Annotated in this window: 19 protein-coding genes; 6 read left to right on the top strand and 13 right to left on the bottom strand. The window is 67.4% G+C overall.

Translation table 11 applies throughout. From position 1 onward, the window contains the following. Positions 1-57: 57 nt before the first annotated feature. From DID99_RS37175 to argB, 4 genes are read right to left on the bottom strand one after another with little or no spacing between them, the layout of a single operon-like run. Entirely contained in the window at positions 58-201 is a 144-nt protein-coding gene (locus DID99_RS37175) for a hypothetical protein (protein WP_185733749.1), read from the bottom strand. Further along, complete coding sequence (gene slmA, locus DID99_RS09830) at positions 198-860, bottom strand: nucleoid occlusion factor SlmA (protein WP_124666563.1); 663 nt, start codon at positions 858-860, stop codon at positions 198-200. Before slmA ends, DID99_RS37175 begins: the two co-directional genes overlap by 4 nt. After that, entirely contained in the window at positions 827-1,618 is a 792-nt protein-coding gene (locus DID99_RS09825; RefSeq protein WP_124666562.1) for an HAD-IA family hydrolase, read from the bottom strand. Before DID99_RS09825 ends, slmA begins: the two co-directional genes overlap by 34 nt. After that, complete coding sequence (argB, locus tag DID99_RS09820) at positions 1,615-2,514, bottom strand: acetylglutamate kinase (protein ID WP_006490510.1); 900 nt, start codon at positions 2,512-2,514, stop codon at positions 1,615-1,617. Before argB ends, DID99_RS09825 begins: the two co-directional genes overlap by 4 nt. Before the next feature lie 447 nt (positions 2,515-2,961). On the opposite strand from argB, the gene DID99_RS09810 reads away from it, so the two are divergent. The 3 genes from DID99_RS09810 (at position 2,962) to DID99_RS09800 (ending at position 5,262) form a co-directional block, all read left to right on the top strand. Beyond that, positions 2,962-3,186 carry a cysteine-rich CWC family protein gene (locus DID99_RS09810; protein ID WP_124486691.1) on the top strand — a complete coding sequence of 75 codons (225 nt, stop codon included), beginning with the start codon at positions 2,962-2,964 and terminating at the stop codon, positions 3,184-3,186. Positions 3,187-3,299: 113 nt separating this feature from the next. Beyond that, complete coding sequence (locus DID99_RS09805) at positions 3,300-4,706, top strand: ATP-binding protein (RefSeq protein ID WP_124666561.1); 1,407 nt, start codon at positions 3,300-3,302, stop codon at positions 4,704-4,706. 13 nt (positions 4,707-4,719) lie between these two features. Next, positions 4,720-5,262: a response regulator transcription factor gene (locus tag DID99_RS09800; protein WP_044847841.1), complete on the top strand. Its 543-nt coding sequence runs from the start codon at positions 4,720-4,722 to the stop codon at positions 5,260-5,262. A gap of 85 nt (positions 5,263-5,347) precedes the next feature. Here the strand turns inward: DID99_RS09800 and hslU are convergent, their stop codons facing one another. The 8 genes from hslU to dapF all read right to left on the bottom strand — a co-directional run bounded on the left by hslU (position 5,348) and on the right by dapF (position 13,517). Beyond that, positions 5,348-6,691: an ATP-dependent protease ATPase subunit HslU gene (gene hslU, locus DID99_RS09795; protein ID WP_044847842.1), complete on the bottom strand. Its 1,344-nt coding sequence runs from the start codon at positions 6,689-6,691 to the stop codon at positions 5,348-5,350. A gap of 10 nt (positions 6,692-6,701) precedes the next feature. Further along, positions 6,702-7,238, bottom strand: coding sequence for an ATP-dependent protease subunit HslV (gene hslV / locus DID99_RS09790; protein ID WP_006760749.1), 537 nt, complete (start codon positions 7,236-7,238; stop codon positions 6,702-6,704). Positions 7,239-7,476: 238 nt separating this feature from the next. After that, positions 7,477-7,893 (bottom strand): RNA polymerase-binding protein DksA, encoded by a 417-nt coding sequence (dksA, locus tag DID99_RS09785; protein ID WP_006477498.1) that lies wholly within the window; start codon positions 7,891-7,893, stop codon positions 7,477-7,479. A gap of 492 nt (positions 7,894-8,385) precedes the next feature. After that, the gene (locus DID99_RS09775) at positions 8,386-9,459 is read right to left on the bottom strand and encodes a GTP-binding protein (RefSeq protein WP_124486689.1); all 1,074 of its coding nucleotides are present in this window, start codon (positions 9,457-9,459) and stop codon (positions 8,386-8,388) included. A gap of 198 nt (positions 9,460-9,657) precedes the next feature. Beyond that, on the bottom strand, positions 9,658-10,872 hold the full coding sequence (locus DID99_RS09770) for a class I SAM-dependent rRNA methyltransferase (RefSeq protein WP_124570756.1): 1,215 nt from the start codon (positions 10,870-10,872) through the stop codon (positions 9,658-9,660). 76 nt (positions 10,873-10,948) lie between these two features. Continuing rightward, the gene (xerC, locus tag DID99_RS09765) at positions 10,949-11,869 is read right to left on the bottom strand and encodes a tyrosine recombinase XerC (RefSeq protein ID WP_124486688.1); all 921 of its coding nucleotides are present in this window, start codon (positions 11,867-11,869) and stop codon (positions 10,949-10,951) included. A gap of 13 nt (positions 11,870-11,882) precedes the next feature. Further along, on the bottom strand, positions 11,883-12,608 hold the full coding sequence (locus tag DID99_RS09760) for a DUF484 family protein (RefSeq protein WP_124486687.1): 726 nt from the start codon (positions 12,606-12,608) through the stop codon (positions 11,883-11,885). Between the two features lie 39 nt (positions 12,609-12,647). Beyond that, the gene (gene dapF, locus DID99_RS09755; RefSeq protein WP_124486686.1) at positions 12,648-13,517 is read right to left on the bottom strand and encodes a diaminopimelate epimerase; all 870 of its coding nucleotides are present in this window, start codon (positions 13,515-13,517) and stop codon (positions 12,648-12,650) included. A gap of 420 nt (positions 13,518-13,937) precedes the next feature. Here dapF and DID99_RS09750 point away from each other — a divergent pair, with 420 nt between their 5' ends. Continuing rightward, the gene (locus tag DID99_RS09750; protein WP_124666560.1) at positions 13,938-14,216 is read left to right on the top strand and encodes a type II toxin-antitoxin system RelE/ParE family toxin; all 279 of its coding nucleotides are present in this window, start codon (positions 13,938-13,940) and stop codon (positions 14,214-14,216) included. 14 nt (positions 14,217-14,230) lie between these two features. Next, positions 14,231-14,533 (top strand): HigA family addiction module antitoxin, encoded by a 303-nt coding sequence (locus DID99_RS09745; protein WP_044847849.1) that lies wholly within the window; start codon positions 14,231-14,233, stop codon positions 14,531-14,533. Between the two features lie 21 nt (positions 14,534-14,554). Here the strand turns inward: DID99_RS09745 and lpxL are convergent, their stop codons facing one another. Beyond that, positions 14,555-15,439 carry a lauroyl acyltransferase LpxL gene (lpxL, locus tag DID99_RS09740; protein WP_044847850.1) on the bottom strand — a complete coding sequence of 295 codons (885 nt, stop codon included), beginning with the start codon at positions 15,437-15,439 and terminating at the stop codon, positions 14,555-14,557. A gap of 264 nt (positions 15,440-15,703) precedes the next feature. Here lpxL and metK point away from each other — a divergent pair, with 264 nt between their 5' ends. After that, on the top strand, positions 15,704-16,891 hold the full coding sequence (gene metK, locus DID99_RS09735) for a methionine adenosyltransferase (protein ID WP_044847851.1): 1,188 nt from the start codon (positions 15,704-15,706) through the stop codon (positions 16,889-16,891). Positions 16,892-16,918: the final 27 nt, after the last annotated feature.

Here is a 16,918-nt window from a genome sequence, read left to right as displayed (position 1 = left end):
TATAGCGGAATTCCGCCGGAGGCGGATTGCATCGGGGCGTGCGACCCGCTGGCCGCGTTACCAGCAGCGGTACTTTGCCGTGAATTGCCCCGTGGCCACCGAGTAGTCGGACAGGTTGCCTTCCACGCGGAAGCTGGCCGATATCGAGAAGCGCTGGCTCACTTGTCCGGTCGTGCCGAGTCGGATGGAAGCGCGCGTCACTGCAGAATCAGCCGCAAATGCGCATCGGCCTGTTCCCCGGGCGGCTTCTGGAACCCGCCTTTGGCAAAGCGATGCCACCGGCCGATCACATAGCTGACGAGCAGGCTTGCGCGCGCGGCGGGATCGTAATCGGCCGGCAGCATGAACGGCGCCGCGCCGTCGGGCGCCTGGGATTCGGTGCGCGCGACCCGCAGGCACTGCTTGACGGTCGCCTCGATCCGGTCGAGCAGCTGGTTCACGCGCTCGGTGAGCCGCTCGTCCTCGCCGACCAGCGCCTCGCCGGTCAGCACGCGCGTCATGCCGGGGTTCTTCGCGGCGAAATTGAGCATCGTCAGCGCGATCGTGCGTGCCTGCAGCACGCCGTTCGGCTCCTTCGCGACGATCTGGTTGACGAGGCCGAACAGCGCCTGCTCGATGAACTCGATCAGCCCTTCGTACATCTTCGCCTTGCTGGAGAAGTGCCGGTACAGCGCGGCTTCCGACACGTCGAGCCGGGCCGCGAGCGAGGCCGTCGTGATTTTTTCGGGCTTCGGCGCCTCCAGCATCGCGGCGAGCGTCTGCAGGATCATCACGCGCCGCTCGCCCGGCTTCGGGCGCGGGCGGGACGGCGTGGCCTGGTCTTCCGTTACGGCTTGGTCCTGCGGGTAAGTCGGCTGCATTTTTGTCGCCCCGATCGTGTGCCCAGTCGCAGCGATTTTAACGAACGAATGCGCTGGTCGACATAATGCGGCCGGCCGATGTTCGGCAGATGACCCGGAAGGTGGCCCGTGATCCATACGGTGCCGATGCCGAGGCGCTTGTAGCGCTTCAGGTGGCTGCGGGTATCCTCGACGAGGATCGCGTCGGCGAGCCGCGCGTGCGCGGCGCGCAGCGTGCGGCGCAGCATCGTGTGATCGGGCTTTGCGCGCCACGCACGCCGGTCTCGCATGTGCTCGATCGCGATCACGCGCTCGAACAGGCGTTCGATGCGCAGCTCGCGCAGCACCGCGCGCGCGTAGTTCTCGGGCGCGTTGGTCAGCACGAGCTTGCGGCCCGGCAGCGCGGCGATGATGCGCGCGAGGCCGCGCTCGGCGCGCAGCATCGCGGGCAGGTCGGAAAACGTGTGCACGACCCGCAGGAAGTCGTTCGGATCGATCGGATGGTGGCGCGTGAGGCCGAGGAGCGCGGCGCCGTAGCGCTGCGTGTAGCCGGTGCGCAGGCGATCGGCTTCGACGCGCCCGACGTGGAGCGTGTCGATGATGTATTGCGTCATCGCGCGGTTGATCTCCGGGAAGATCGCGTGCGATGCGTGATGAAGCGTGTTGTCGAGATCGAACAGCCAGACAGGCGAGCCGGCGCGCGGCCGGCTGCGGGAGATGCGCCGGCGTCGCAGCGACGCCGGCAGGTCGGGGCGGGTGGTCTTGCGGCGCGCGCTCAATGCGAGCGGATCATCGTGCCGAACGGCTGCTCGGTCAGGATTTCCAGCAGCACCGAGTGCTCGATGCGGCCGTCGACGATGTGCACCGACTTCACGCCGCTCTTCGCCGCGTCGAGCGCCGACGAGATCTTCGGCAGCATGCCGCCCGAGATCGTGCCGTCCTCGAACAGCGCGTCGATCTCGCGCGCCGACAGGTCGGTCAGCAGGTTGCCGTCCTTGTCCATCACGCCGGGGATGTTGGTCATCATCAGCAGCTTCTCGGCGTTCAGCACCGTGGCGAGCTTGCCCGCGACCAGATCGGCGTTGATGTTGTATGAGAGGCCGTCCTCGCCGAAGCCGATCGGCGAGATCACCGGGATGAATGCGTCGTCCTGCAGCGCCTTCACGACCGCCGGGTTGATCGCCTCGACTTCGCCGACCTGGCCGATGTCGATGTACTGGCCCGGATTGTCGCGGTCCGGCATCAGCAGCTTGCGAGCATGGATCAGGCCGCCGTCCTTGCCCGTCAGGCCCACCGCATGGCCGCCGAAGTGGTTGATCAGCATCACGATGTCCTGCTGGACTTCGCCGCCCAGCACCCATTCGACGACTTCCATCGTTTCTTCGTCGGTGACGCGCATGCCCTGGATGAAGGTGCCGGCCTTGCCGATCTTCTTCAGCGCATGATCGATCTGCGGGCCGCCGCCGTGGACGATCACCGGATTGATGCCGACCAGTTTCAGCAGGATCACGTCGCGCGCGAAACCCTGCTTGAGCCGCTCTTCCGTCATCGCGTTGCCGCCGTATTTGATCACCACGGTCTTGCCGTGGTAGCGGCGGATGTACGGCAGCGCCTCGGCGAGGATTTCTGCCTTCAGCGTGGGGGCGATCTGCGAGAGGTCGATGGGCTCGGACATGGCGGCGGCTCTGGCTGGGAACGGTTGAAACAGGGCGAATTGTACAGGAGTGGCGCAGCGCAGCATCGGGTTTTTGGGCTGGCCGGACGGCCGATCGCGCGGGCCCGGCGCCACGCGCGGCGGCCCGTCGGCCATGGCGCCGGACCCTGCGCCGGACCCTGCGCCGGACCCTGCGCCGAACCCCACGCCGAACCCACGCCGAACCCACGCCGAACCCACGCCGAACCCACGCCGAACCCACGCCGAACCCCACGCCGAACCCTGCGCCGACCCCCGCGCCGACCCCCGCGCCGACCCCCGCGCCGGCGGCGCGAGCGGGGCGACGTGCGCCGCGTGCGGCGCGGTGTCGGCGCCACGCATCGGCCGGACGGCAGACGTGCAAAATCCGTGCGCCGCGCTATGCTTGTCGCGTAGGGCGACGTGCATGCCCGCTTTCACGCTTGAGCCATGACCGATTCCGCCGCCGCCGCCCGTTCGACCCCGCGCCGAGCGCGTTGCCCGCACTGCGGGCGCGGCTTCGACTGCGGCGCCGGCACGCAGCCGTTCGAGTGCTGGTGTGCGTCGATGCCGGCCCTGCCCGGCGGCGCGCCGTCGGCAGCCGGTACGCGTTGCCGCTGTCCGGAGTGCCTCGCCGACGAGATCGCGCAACGCATGACCGGTGCGGCCGGCTGACGGTTGCCGGCCCGTGCAACCCGATGCAACGCCGGCTCGCCCGGTGCTCCGTTCGTCCCCACCGATCCGGCCCCCGGTAGAGGCGCCGGGCGCTAAACGGGTAAACTGCTCGGATGCAACGAATCACCACCACCGGGCGCGTCAACCTCAGTCACCTGTTCTGGCTGCGCAATCTCGCGATCATCGGCCAGCTCGTGACGATCGGCGTCGTGCAGACCTATTTCGGCGTGCATCTGCCGCTGCCGGCGATGCTGATGGTCATCGCGCTCGAAATCGTTTTCAACGCGCTGACCTGGGTGCGCGTGCTGCGCGCGCGGCCCGAGACCAATTTCGAGCTGCTCGGCCAGCTGTGGGTCGACCTCGGCGCATTGTCGGCGCTGCTGTTCCTGTCGGGCGGCACGACCAACCCGTTCGTGTCGCTGTACCTGCCGTCGCTCGCGATCGCGGCGGCCGTGCTGCCGTGGCACCTGATGATCTGGCTCGCGGCGTTCGCGGTCGCGTGCTACGCGGCGCTCGGCTTCGATTCGGTGCCGCTCAACATGGATAACCCGGCGAACCTGTTCGACTACTACCGCACCGGGATGTGGGCGAACTTCATGGTCAGCGTCGGGCTGATCGCATGGTTCGTCGCGCGCATGTCGAACGCGCTGCGCCAGCGCGATGCGGCGCTCGGCGAGGCGCAGGCGCACCTGCTGCGCGACGAGCGGGCGGTCGCGCTCGGCGTGCAGGCGGCCACCGTCGCGCACGAGATGGGCACGCCGCTGTCGACGATCGCGATGCTCGCGGAGGAACTGCGCGATGCGGCCCGCGCCGATCCGGGGCTCGCGCGCTACGAGGGCGACCTGAAGGTGCTGGAAGAACAGATGACGCTCTGCACGTCGGCGCTCGCGCGGCTGCGCAGCCGCGCGAGCGCGCCGGCGAGCCGTCAGCCGGTGGATGACTGGCTCGACACGTTCGTCGAGCACTGGCGCCTGCGGCATCCGCACGTGCAGTTCGAGCTGCTGGGTGCGCGCCCGTCTGGCGTCGCGCTCGACGACACGGTCGCGGCCGGCCAGATCCTGACGATCCTGCTCGACAATGCCGCGCGGGCGAGCCCGCACCGCGTGACGCTGGCCGCGAAGCTCGCGCACAACGACCGGGCGGGCGACCAGATCGAATTCGAAGTATGCGACGACGGCCCGGGCATTCCGACCGCATTGCGCGAATCGCTCGGCGCGATGCCGGTCGACAGCACGCAGGGCGGACACGGGGTCGGCCTGTATCTTGCGTTCAGCGCGGCCGCGCGCCTCGGCGGCGAGGTCGAGCTGTCCGATGTCACGCCGCGCGCGGCGGGCGGCAACGGGCGCGCGGGTGGCGGTGCGAACGGTCACGCCGCTGCTGCGTCGGGCCAGCGCGCGAGCGAACGAGCGCCAGCCGCGCCGGACAGCCGCCCGGCTGGCGTCACCGGCCGCGGCACCCGCGCGGTGCTGCGCCTGCCGGTGGCGCGCGTCACGGCGCCGGCCGCCTCAACCAACACGTAGACGGAGAAACCACATGAGCGAGAACAATTTCCTGGTGATCGACGACAACGAGGTGTTCGCGGGCACGCTCGCGCGCGGCCTCGAGCGCCGCGGCTACGCGGTCCAGCAGGCGCACGACAAGGAGGCGGCGCTGCGGCTCGCGGCCGGCGGCAAGTTCCAGTTCATCACCGTCGACCTGCATCTCGGCGACGATTCGGGGCTGAGCCTGATCGCGCCGCTGTGCGACCTGCAGCCCGACGCGCGGATTCTCGTGCTGACCGGCTACGCGAGCATCGCGACCGCCGTGCAGGCCGTGAAGGAAGGCGCCGACAACTATCTCGCGAAGCCGGCGAACATCGAGTCGATCCTGGCCGCGCTGCAGACCAACGCGAGCGAAGTGCAGGCCGACGAGGCGCTCGAGAATCCGGTCGTGCTGTCGGTCGACCGGCTCGAATGGGAGCACATCCAGCGCGTGCTCGCGGAGAACAACAACAACATTTCGGCAACCGCGCGCGCGCTGAACATGCACCGCCGCACGCTGCAGCGCAAGCTCGCGAAGAAGCCGGTGCGCCAGTAAGCGGTGCGGCGGCAGCGGCCGGCCGCCCCAACGAAAACGGGCGGCCCCGAAGGAGCCGCCCGTTTCGCATTCGCCACCGCGCGCGTTACAGCACGTAGCGCGACAGGTCTTCGTCCTGCGACACTTCGCCGAGCGCACGGTCGACATACTGCGCGTCGATCGTCACGCGCTCGCCGGCGTGGTTGCCGGCCGAGAACGACACTTCCTCGAGCAGCTTCTCGATCACCGTGTAGAGCCGGCGCGCACCGATGTTCTCGGTCTTCTCGTTGACCGCGTACGCGATTTCGGCCAGGCGGCGAATGCCGTCTTCGGCGAACTCGAGCTGCACGTCTTCGGTGGCGAGCAGCGCCTGGTACTGTTTGACGAGGCTGGCATCGGTCGCGACGAGGATTGCCTCGAAATCCTTCACCGACAGCGAGTCGAGCTCGACGCGGATCGGGAAGCGGCCCTGCAGTTCGGGAATCAGGTCGCTCGGCTTCGCGAGGTGGAATGCGCCGCTCGCGATGAACAGGATGTGATCGGTCTTCACCATCCCGTACTTCGTGTTGACCGTCGTGCCCTCGACGAGCGGCAGCAGGTCGCGCTGCACGCCCTGGCGCGACACTTCGCCGCCGCTGCCTTCGTTGTTGCGCGACGTGATCTTGTCGATCTCGTCGAGGAACACGATGCCGTTCTGCTCGACGTTCTGCACGGCCTTCGTCTTCACTTCCTCGTCGTTGAGCATCTTCGCCGCTTCCTCGTCGGTCAGCAGCTTCAGCGCTTCCTTGATCTTCACCTTGCGGCGCTGCTTCTTGCCGCTGCCGAGGTTCGAGAACATCGAGCGGATCTGCTCGGTCATTTCTTCCATCCCCGGCGGCGCCATGATGTCCATGCCGGCCGACGGCTGCTCGAGGTCGAGCTCGACTTCCTTGTCGTCGAGCTGGCCTTCGCGCAGGCGCTTGCGGAAGGTCTGGCGCGTCGCGTTGTTGTCGTCGTTCGCGTGGTCGGCATTGCCGCCGAAGCCCACCGCGCGCGGCTGCGGCAGCAGGATGTCGAGGATGCGGTCTTCCGCCTGGTCGGTGGCCTTGCTGCGCACCTTGCGCATCTCGGATTCGCGCGTCTGCTTGACCGAGATCTCGATCAGGTCGCGCACGATGCTGTCGACGTCGCGGCCGACGTAGCCGACCTCGGTGAACTTGGTCGCTTCGATCTTGATGAACGGCGCGTCGGCGAGCTTCGCGAGGCGTCGTGCGATTTCGGTCTTGCCGACGCCCGTCGGCCCGATCATCAGGATGTTCTTCGGCGTGATTTCCTGGCGCAGCGGGTCGGCGACCTGCTGGCGGCGCCAGCGGTTGCGCAGCGCGACCGCGACGGCCTTCTTCGCCTTGGCCTGGCCGATGATGTGCTTGTCGAGTTCCGAGACGATCTCGGCAGGGGTCATGGTGCTCATGGGGCGGTCCTTACTCGATCGTTTCGATGATGCGGTTGTGGTTCGTGTAGATGCACATGTCGCCGGCGATCTCGAGCGACTTCTCGACGATCTCGCGCGGCGACAGCTCGGTGTTCTCCGCGAGCGCGCGGGCCGCGGCCTGCGCATAGGCGCCGCCCGAACCGATCGCGCAGATGCCGCCTTCCGGGTCGAGCACGTCGCCGTTGCCGGTGATCACGAGCGTGGTGGTCGCGTCGGCCGTGATCAGCATCGCCTCGAGGCGGCGCAGCATCCGGTCGGTGCGCCAGTCCTTCGCGAGCTCGACGGCCGCGCGGGTCAGGTTGCCCTGGTGCTTCTCGAGCTTCGCCTCGAAGCGATCGAGCAGCGAGAACGCATCGGCGGTGCCGCCCGCGAATCCGACCAGTACCTGGTTGTTGTAGATCCGCCGCACTTTCCGCGCGCCACCCTTCATGACGATGTTGCCGAGGGTTACCTGGCCGTCGCCGCCGAGCGCGACCTTGTCGCCGCGCCGGACCGAAACGATGGTCGTGCCGTGAAATTGCTCCATCTGCGTTCCTTGAGAAAAACGGGGAAGAGTCGGGCGGCGCGATGCGCCGCCGCGTGAATCCGCAGTGCGCCGGGGAGCGGCCCGGCGCGCGTCCGTTTCATTTTAGGGCGGGCGCCGGGATATCAAGAGGGGGACGCAAATCGGCCGGCGGGCCGGGAACCGGTGCCGGAAAAACAAAAAGCGCGCGGCAGGCCGCGCGCTTTCGGGAAGCAGCGTGTCGGAGCGGAACGCCGCTCGATCAGTCGCCGAACAGCTTCTGGCGCAGCTCGCGGCGCTCTTGCGCCTCGAGCGACAGCGTGGCCGTCGGACGCGCGAGCAGGCGCGGGATGCCGATCGGTTCGCCGGTTTCCTCGCACCAGCCGTAGTCGCCGGAATCGATGCGGGCGAGCGACTGCTGAACCTTCTTGAGGAGCTTGCGCTCGCGATCGCGCGTGCGCAGCTCGAGCGCGTGCTCTTCCTCGATCGTCGCGCGGTCGGCGGGATCGGGGACGATCACCGTCTCGCGCAGGTTCTCGGTCGTCTGGCCTGCGTTCTTGAGGATGTCCGCCTGCAACTGTTCGAGCCGATTTTTGAAGAAGGCGAGCTGATCCTCATTCATGTAATCCTTGTCGCTCATCTTCAGGATTTCGGCTTCGGTCAAGAGTTTCTTCGTCATCTGCTTGCTTCTTCAATGTGCGGCAAATCAGGAGATAGTGCCTGCACTTTGGGATTACCCGCAACTGCCGCTTGCAATCATTTGCGATTTGCCGTCGCGGGGCCGAAAGCCTCTGGAAAACCGGTTCTCAAATACCAGGACAGGCCTGGCGCGGATTTGCGCGCGCGGCGAACCGGTACTGCGCGGCAGATCGCATCGGCCGCGGCCGGGTGGCGGATGGGCGATCCGGCGCGGTTGCGATGCCCGGGTAATGGTTCTGCAAGAACCGGGCCTGTTATTGCCGTACTCCAGCGGGCACGTATTGTAACTGAATCGCAAGCGGGCGCCGTATCGGGTCGATCCCCGTCGGCTGCGCCAATATCTAGAAAATATAACGCGCAAATCGCGAAAAAGCGATGACGGCGAAACCCTGCCCGGAAACGGCACCCCGCAAGCCCCGCGGCCGCCCGCGAAGGCGGCCGCACGGAAGGCCTGCGACACCGGCCCGACCGCTCAGGCGAGGCAGGCGTCGAGGCCGTCGGTGATCAGGTCCTGCGGCAGGTCGACGCCGATGAACACCATCTTGTTGGTCTTCTTCTCGACCGGCAGCCACTTCGCGGCGAGGTCGCTGCCCATCATCTGGTGCACGCCCTGGAACACGACCTTGCGGTCGACGCCCTTCATGTACAGCACGCCCTTGTAGCGCAACATCCGTTCCCCGTAGATCTGCAGGATGCCGCCGAGGAAGTCTTCCAGCTTGTTCGGGTCGAACGGACGGTCGTTGCGGTACACGAACGACTTGATCTTGTCGTCGTGGTGCGCGTGATGGTGATGGCCGTGGTCGTGATCGTGCGCGCATTGACCGTGATCGTGGTCGCAATCCGCGTGATCGTGATCATGGTCGTGATCGTGGTGATGGTGCGCGTGGTCGTCCTCGGCGAGGAAGTCCGGGTCGATCTCGAGCTTCGCGTTCAGGTTGAAGCCGCGCAGGTCGAAGATTTCCTTGATGTCGGCTTCGCCGAAATTCACGACCTTGATCGTCGCCTTCGGGTTCATGTGCATCAGGCGGTGCTTGAGCGCCGCGACGGCCTGGTCGTCGACGAGGTCCGACTTCGTGATGAACAGGCGATCGGCGAAGCCGACCTGGCGCTGCACCACTTCGTGTTCGTCGAGCTGCGCGTTCGCATGCTTAGCGTCGACCAGCGTGATGACGGCGTCGAGCAGGAAATCGTCGGCGATCTCGCTGTCGATGAAGAAGGTCTGTGCGACGGGGCCCGGGTTCGCGAGGCCGGTCGTCTCGATCACGATGCGGTCGAAGTCGAGCTTGCCTTCGCGCTTCTTCGCGGCCAGATCGCCGAGCGCGCGGGCGAGGTCGCCGCGGATCGTGCAGCAGATGCAGCCGTTGCTCATCTGGATGATCTGCTCGTTCGTGTCCTGGACGAGGATCTCGTTGTCGATGTTCTCTTCGCCGAACTCGTTCTCGATCACGGCGATCTTCATGCCGTGCTGTTCGTTCAGGATGCGCTTGAGCAGCGTCGTCTTGCCGCTGCCGAGGAAGCCGGTGAGGATGGTGACGGGAGTGGCCATGTCGGTCGCCTGTGGTTCGTGAATCGGGGTCAAAACCAGGATGTGTGCGTCGCGCCGTCGACTCGCGAGCCGGGGCGCACAACCATCCATTGAAACATACCTGTCAAGCCCTCGCCCGTCGTCCGGACGACAGGCGAGAGCGCGGTTCCGCCAGCGCACGAACGGCCGGCGAACGGGTGTCCGTCTAGATCGGGGCGATCAGACGATTTGCAACAGCAGCCCCTTCAGATATTCGCCCTCCGGGAACGCGGCGAGCAGCGGGTGATCGACGCCCGCGCCGAGCCGCTTCAGGATCCGTGCGTCGACCTTCGCGTCGGCGGCCGCGCCCGCGACGATCTTCTGGAACAGGTCCATGTCGATCGCGCCCGAGCACGAGTACGTGAACAGCAGGCCGCCCGGACGCAGCAGCTTGAAGCCGCTCAGGTTGATGTCCTTGTAGGCGCGCGACGCGCGATCGACGCTGTCGCGGGTCGGCGCGAACTTCGGCGGATCGAGCACGATCAGGTCGAAGCGCTCGCCTTCGTCGACGAGGCGGCGCAGCGTCTTGAACGCGTCCGCGTCGAGCCAGGTCGCGCGGTCGGGATCGAAACCGTTCGCGACGACGTTCTGCTGCGCGAGCGCGAGCGCGTCGCCCGACGAGTCGATCGACACGACGCGTTTCGCGCCGCCCTTGAGCGCCGCGAGCGAGAAGCCGCCCGTGTAGCAGAAGCAGTTCAGTACGTCGCGGCCGTCCGCGTATTGCGCGACGAGCGCGCGGTTGTCGCGCTGGTCGACGTAGAAGCCGGTCTTGTGGCCGTTCGGCACGTCGACGTGATAACGCACGCCGTTTTCGTTCGCGATCAGCGTCGCGGGCGGTGCGTCGCCGGCGAGCACGCCGGTGGTCTGCGCGAGCCCTTCCTTGTCGCGGATCGACACGTCCGAGCGTTCGTACACGTTCGGGCAGCCGGTCGCGCCGCTGAGCGCCGCGACGATCGCATCCTTCCATGCCTCGACGCCCGCGGCCATGAACTGGCACACGAGCTGGCCGCGCGGCACGGCGCCCGGCTCGGCCGTGTCCGCGACGTAGTAGTCGACGATCAGCCCCGGCAGCCCGTCGGCTTCGCCGAACACGAGCCGCACCGCGCCCGTGCCCGACACCATCGTCGTGCGGTGCGCGACCGCGCGCTGCACGCGGCGCTTGAAGAAGGCGTGATCGATCGGCTCGTTCTCGTCGAAGCTCCACACGCGCACGCGGATCTGCGACTGCGGGCTGTACGCGCCGCGCGCGAGGAAGCGGCCGTCGTGCGCGCGCACGACCACGGTCGCGCCGGGGGCGGGCGTGCCGTCGACGCGGTCGATCGCATTGGCGTAGATCCACGGATGCCGGCGCAGCAGCGATTTTTCCTTGGACGGTCTGAGTGTGACGGTTTGCATGATCGGATCGATTGGGGCCGCGGACGACGCCGGCCGTTGCCGGCCGCCGCGCGCGGCGGGTAGGGCGGAACGCGCGTCAGTCGCGCTTCTTCGCGCGCGGATGCGCGCTGTCGTAAATTTTCGCGAGATGCTGGAAGTCGAGCGACGTGTAGACCTGCGTGGCGGCGACGCTCGCGTGGCCCAGCAGCTCCTGCACCGCGCGCAGGTCGCCGCTCGACTGCAGCACGTGCGTCGCGAACGAATGGCGCAGCACGTGCGGGTGGACGTTGGCGGGGATGCCCGCGGCCAGCGCCGCGCGCTTCACGCGGTCGCGCACGACGCCCGGCGCCATCCGGTTGCCGCGCACCGACACGAACAGCGGATGCGGATCGTGCTTCACGAATTCGCCGCGCACCGCGAGCCACGCGTTCAGCGCGTCGATCGCCTTGCGGCCGACCGGCACCTTGCGCTCCTTGTTGCCCTTGCCGCGCACGGTGACTTCGGCTTCGGCGAGATCGAGCCAGCCGGCCGAGCGGTAGCCGTCGGCCTGCGTATACATGACGTCGAGCCCGACCAGTTCCGCGAGGCGCAGCCCGGACGAATAGAACAGCTCGAGGATCGCGTGATCGCGGATGCCTTCGGTCGTGCCGGCGAGCGGCGTATCCATGAGTGCGACCGCATCGTCGACCGACAGCGCCTTGGGCAGCGATTTCTCGCGTTTGGGCGCGCGCACCCCGGCAACGGGATTCGCGGGCAGCTCGACGCGCTGCGCGAGCCAGCGATAGAACGCACGCCATGCGGAAAGCCGGTGCGAGATCGAGCGAGCGGACAAGCCGCCCGCGTGTGCGCGCACGACCGCGCCGCGCATGTCGGCGGCCGTCAGCGCGTCGAGCGGGCGGCCGGCGGCGAGTTTCTTCAGTTCGTCGAGTTCGTGCGTGTACGCACGCAGCGTGTGTTCCGACAGCTGCCTGACGTGTTTCAGGTTCGACAGGTAGGCGGCGATCGGATCGTCGGTCATCGCGGGAGCGATCTCAATGCGGCAGCAGACGCGTGAGCGCGGCGCTCGCGAGCGTCGCGATCTGCGCGAGGAAGTCGGTCGCCATCCCGTCGTGGAAGCGGCGCGGATCGGGCGAGCCGAGCACGAGCAGGCCGAACGCGGGCGCATCGGTGCCGCCGAGCGGCGCACGCAGCGCGAGCAGCGCGACCGACGTGGCCGCGCCGTCGCCGGCCGGCGCGGCTTCGGCGCCTTCCGCCGCATTCGCGGCCGGCGCCGCGAGCGCGGGCGCGAGCCACTGGGCCGCTTCGAATCCGGTGTTCGCGCCGCAGTACGGCGTCGACAGCCCGTTCGTGAAGAGGCGCACTTCCTCGCCGACCTGGCGCGCGAAATCGGCCTGCGCATAGGTGTCGGCGACGTCCCAAACGCGCAGCGCGGTTTGCGGCACATCGAACACGTCGGCGATGCCTTCGGCGATCGTGCGCGGCAGCGCGTACGGGTCGCGTTCCGCGATCACGCGCGCGGTCCAGCGGCTGAACTTCGCGGACAGGCTGTCGTTCTCGTGGCCGTAGCGCACGAGCTCGGCGAGCCGGCGCTCGAGATGCTTGTTCTTGTCGCGCAGCATCTCCATCTGCCGCTCCTGCAGCGAGATCGCGGCCTTGCCGTGCGGGTTCGCGAGACGGATCGTCGCGAGCAATTCCGCGTGTTGCGCGAAGAATTCGGGATTGGCGAGCAGGTAGTCGGCGACTTCGCGATCGTTCATGTGGCTGGAGCGTTCTTCGGTTATCGGGACGTTGAAGGGTCAGACGTTCAGGTCGATCTCGCCTTCGAACACGGTCGTGGCGGGCCCGGACATCATCAGCGCGGCGGCTTCGTCGCGCGCGCCGCCCCAGCCGATCGTCAGCGTGCCGCCATGCGTGTGCACGGTCACCGGCGAATCGAGCAGGCCGCGCCGGATGCCGGCCGCCACCGCCGCGCACGCGCCGGTGCCGCATGCGAGCGTCTCGCCCGCGCCGCGTTCGTACACGCGCAGCTTCACCTCGCTGCGCGACACGATCTGCATGAAGCCGGCGTTCACGCGCTGCGGGAAGCGGGCGTGGCGCTCGATCAGCGGGCCTTCGTCGAGCACGGGATACGCTTCGACGTCGTCGACGACCTGCACCGCGTGCGGGTTGCCCATCGACACCGTCGAGATCCAGCGCGTGTGGCCGCCGACGTCGAGTGGCCACAGCGTGTCGTTGCCTTCCGTCCGGCCGTCGAGCCCCGCGGCGTCGAACGGCACCTCCGCCGGCGCAAACACGGGCGCGCCCATGTCGACGACGACTTCGCCGTTGTCCTGCATCGTCAACGTGATCAGGCCCTTCATCACCTGCACGCGCACGCTGCGCTTGTCGGTCAGGCCGCGGTCGCTGACGAACTTCACGAAGCAGCGCGCGCCGTTACCGCAGTGTTCGACTTCGCCGCCGTCGCAATTGAAGATCCGGTACTTGAAATCCGCGCCGTCGACGGTCGGTTTCTCGACGAGCAGCAACTGGTCGGCGCCGATGCCGAAGTGTCGGTTGGCGAGCGCGCGCACCTGCGCCTCGGTGAGCGGCGGCAGCGCGCGCGAATAGCTGTCGAGCACGACGAAGTCGTTGCCCGCGCCGTGCATCTTGGTGAACGAGAGTTTCACTGGGTCCGGAATTCCATGGCGAACAGGGCGGCCGGCACGACGGACGCGGCGCGCCGTCATGCCGGGCGGCGTCGTTCGTCGTGCTGATCTCAACCGCAAATGATACATGCAGCCGACAGGGGCGTCCTGCGCGGGCGGGGCGCCGGGCGTCGTTCGGGGGCGCGGAGCGCGGCGATGCCGGCCGATCGGCTGACTGGTCGCGTGGGCACCGAGTCGGCAGATTGAGGTGGTGCGGTGTGGCGAGCGTTGTCGGGACAGGTGAATCCGGCGGTACGCGTCGCGCCGTTGCCAGCGCACGGGATTTCGCCGCGTGCGCGTTTTCGTACCGGTCAAATTGACAAATCAATCAGGCGATTCGTATAGTCTGGCTATACGCCATGTGGGCCATGCCGTCGAATCGCACTCGAGTGTGGGAGGCCCATGATCAAGTCATGGCAGCACAAGGGGCTGGAAGCGTTTTTCACGAACGGGAGCAAGGCTGGCATCCGGCCGGATCATGCGCCGAGGTTGCGGCGCCAGCTTGCCCGTCTCGACATGGCGAGCCAGCCGTTCGACATGAACGTACCCGGCTGGCGTCTGCATGGCCTCGCCGGCGGGCTGGAGGGTTACTGCTCGGTGAGCGTGAGCGTCAACTGGCGCCTGACGTTCAGATTCGAGCGCCCGGATGTCGTCCTGGTCAACTATCAAGACTATCACTGAGGTCATTCAACGCCATGACTCGCATCTTCAATCCGCCCCATCCGGGCGAGGCGCTGCGCGACGACGTCTTGCCGGCGCTCGGCCTGACCGTCACCGAAGCCGCCGCGCAGCTCGGCGTCACGCGCGCGGCGCTGTCGCGCATCCTGCACGGCCATGCCGGCATCTCGCCTGAAATGGCGCTGCGCCTCGAAGCGTGGCTGGGCGAGGAAAACGGCGGGAAGGCGGATCTGTGGCTGGCGCAGCAGTCGGCCTACGATCTCTGGCAGGCGCGCGCGAAAGGCGCGCCGAAAGTGGCGAGGGTACAGGCGCGTATCTGACGACGCGCCCGCGGGTTCGACTCAGTAGAGGCTCGGCTCGCCGGGCGGGCGCGTCTTGAAGCGCTTGTGCACCCAGTAATACTGCTCGGGCATCAGCGGAATCTGCTCTTCGAGGAATTCGTTCATCCGCCGCGCGTCGAGATCGTCGTCGCCGGTCGGATAGTGATCCCACGGCTTGAACACCTTCAGCCGGTAACCCTGGTAGTTCGGCAGCACTTCGCCGATGAACGGCACGACCTGCGCGCGGCCCGTCTTCGCGAGCCGGCCGACGGCCGTCAGCGTGCACGCGGGCACGCCGAAGAAGGGTACGAACGTCGAATTGCGCAGCCCGTAGTCCATGTCGGCGCCGAGCATCACCGGCTTGCGGTCGCGCAGCCAGCGCAGCACGACGCGCGCGCTGTCCGCGCGGCCGACCATCTCGGCGTCGAAACGCCCGCGCGCCTTCTTCGCTTCTTCCTCGAGTATCGCATTCGAGAACGGCTGGTACAGCGATCCGCAACGGCGCTGCAGTGAACGGTTCAGCCAGATCGAGCCGGCTTCGATGCCGACGAAATGCAGGCCCAGGAACAGCGTCGGGGGCAGATCGGGGTCCGTGAGATCGACCGCGCTGTCGACCTGGATCAGTTTCGCGAGCTTGCGCTCGGAGCCGAACCACTGGACGCTGCGCTCGACGTAGCTGCGGATCGCGTGGCGGAAATGCCGGCCCGCCACTTCCTCGCGCCGCTCGTCGCTCCAGTCGGGGAAGCAGAGTTTCAGATTGGTATGTACGATGCGCTTTCGCCGGCTGGGAATCTGGTACAGCAGCCAGCCGAGGCCGTCGCCGAACCGTGCGGTCAGACCGTACGGCAGCAGGGCGAGCAACTTCAGCAAGCCGATGGCGAGGTGCGTGCCGAGGCGGCCTAGCATGCGGAATCTCCGTGGGGCCGGCTGGCCGGCGCGTTGCGAACAGGGGGGTAGGACAGCGGACGATGCAGCACGTGTGGCGCTCTGTGACAATTCACGAAAGCCGCTATAATACGGGCTTCGCCGAGTTAACTGACAACTTGCGGGGCGAAGCCGGCTGGCGCGAAGCGCGCTGCCCGGTCCTGGTAATCCGCTAAAGCGTCGCCGCTTCAGGCCAACGAAGCTGGCTACGTGAAACCCACCGTAACCACACAGGAGCCTGAAAAAGTGGCAAACGATTATCTCTTCACGTCCGAATCCGTCTCCGAAGGCCATCCGGACAAGGTCGCGGACCAAATCTCGGACGCGATTCTCGACGCCATCCTCGAGCAGGACAAATACTCCCGCGTTGCGGCCGAAACGCTGTGCAACACGGGTCTCGTCGTGCTGGCCGGTGAAATCACCACGACGGCCAACATCGACTACATCCAGATCGCGCGCGACACCATCAAGCGCATCGGCTACGACAACACCGACTACGGCATCGACTACAAGGGCTGCGCGGTGCTCGTCGCGTACGACAAGCAGTCGCCGGACATCGCGCAAGGCGTCGACCGCGCGCATGACGACAACCTCGATCAAGGCGCGGGCGACCAGGGCCTGATGTTCGGTTACGCATGCGACGAAACGCCGGAACTGATGCCGCTGCCGATCTACCTGTCGCACCGTCTCGTCGAGCGCCAGGCCAGCCTGCGCCGCGACGGCCGCCTGCAGTGGCTGCGCCCGGACGCGAAGTCGCAGGTCACGGTCCGCTACGTCGACGGCAAGCCCGATTCGATCGACACCGTCGTGCTGTCGACGCAGCACGCACCGGACATCGAGCTGCCGGCGCTGCGCGAAGCAGTGATCGAGGAAATCATCAAGCCGACGCTGCCGGCCGACCTGATCAAGGGCGACATCAAGTTCCTGGTGAACCCGACCGGCCGGTTCGTGATCGGTGGCCCGCAGGGCGACTGCGGCCTGACGGGTCGCAAGATCATCGTCGATACCTACGGCGGTGCCGCACCGCACGGCGGCGGCGCGTTCTCGGGCAAGGATCCGTCGAAGGTCGACCGTTCGGCAGCGTATGCCGGCCGTTACGTCGCGAAGAACATCGTCGCGGCAGGTCTCGCATCGCGCGCGCTGATCCAGGTGTCGTACGCGATCGGCGTTGCCGAGCCGACCTCGGTGATGGTCAACACGTTCGGCACGGGCCGCGTGTCGGATGCGGTGATCACGAAGCTCGTCCGCGAGCATTTCGACCTGCGTCCGAAGGGCATCATCAAGATGCTCGACCTGCTGCGCCCGATCTACGAGAAGACGGCCGCTTACGGCCACTTCGGCCGCGACGAGCCGGAATTCTCGTGGGAAGCAACCGACAAGGCACTCGCGCTGGCCGAAGCGGCTGGCGTGGAGCCGACGGCACGCGTCGCATAAGCGTCGTCCGCCCGAAACGAAAAACCC

This window comes from Burkholderia sp. Bp8986 (assembly GCF_003854225.1).
Classification (GTDB): Bacteria; Pseudomonadota; Gammaproteobacteria; order Burkholderiales; family Burkholderiaceae; genus Burkholderia.
The sequence above is the reverse complement of the archived record's forward strand: the minus strand, read 5'-3'. Positions and strand labels throughout refer to the sequence as shown.

Excerpts from the sequence above, each read along its gene's own strand:
- slmA (WP_124666563.1), bottom strand. The coding sequence starts at position 860 with ATGCAGCCGACTTACCCGCAGGACCAAGCCGTAACGGAAGACCAGGCC.
- argB (WP_006490510.1), bottom strand. The coding sequence starts at position 2,514 with ATGTCCGAGCCCATCGACCTCTCGCAGATCGCCCCCACGCTGAAGGCA.
- DID99_RS09810 (WP_124486691.1), top strand. The coding sequence starts at position 2,962 with ATGACCGATTCCGCCGCCGCCGCCCGTTCGACCCCGCGCCGAGCGCGT.
- DID99_RS09805 (WP_124666561.1), top strand. The coding sequence starts at position 3,300 with ATGCAACGAATCACCACCACCGGGCGCGTCAACCTCAGTCACCTGTTC.
- DID99_RS09800 (WP_044847841.1), top strand. The coding sequence starts at position 4,720 with ATGAGCGAGAACAATTTCCTGGTGATCGACGACAACGAGGTGTTCGCG.
- hslU (WP_044847842.1), bottom strand. The coding sequence starts at position 6,691 with ATGAGCACCATGACCCCTGCCGAGATCGTCTCGGAACTCGACAAGCAC.
- hslV (WP_006760749.1), bottom strand. The coding sequence starts at position 7,238 with ATGGAGCAATTTCACGGCACGACCATCGTTTCGGTCCGGCGCGGCGAC.
- dksA (WP_006477498.1), bottom strand. The coding sequence starts at position 7,893 with ATGACGAAGAAACTCTTGACCGAAGCCGAAATCCTGAAGATGAGCGAC.
- DID99_RS09775 (WP_124486689.1), bottom strand. The coding sequence starts at position 9,459 with ATGGCCACTCCCGTCACCATCCTCACCGGCTTCCTCGGCAGCGGCAAG.
- DID99_RS09770 (WP_124570756.1), bottom strand. The coding sequence starts at position 10,872 with ATGCAAACCGTCACACTCAGACCGTCCAAGGAAAAATCGCTGCTGCGC.
- xerC (WP_124486688.1), bottom strand. The coding sequence starts at position 11,869 with ATGACCGACGATCCGATCGCCGCCTACCTGTCGAACCTGAAACACGTC.
- DID99_RS09760 (WP_124486687.1), bottom strand. The coding sequence starts at position 12,608 with ATGAACGATCGCGAAGTCGCCGACTACCTGCTCGCCAATCCCGAATTC.
- DID99_RS09750 (WP_124666560.1), top strand. The coding sequence starts at position 13,938 with ATGATCAAGTCATGGCAGCACAAGGGGCTGGAAGCGTTTTTCACGAAC.
- DID99_RS09745 (WP_044847849.1), top strand. The coding sequence starts at position 14,231 with ATGACTCGCATCTTCAATCCGCCCCATCCGGGCGAGGCGCTGCGCGAC.
- lpxL (WP_044847850.1), bottom strand. The coding sequence starts at position 15,439 with ATGCTAGGCCGCCTCGGCACGCACCTCGCCATCGGCTTGCTGAAGTTG.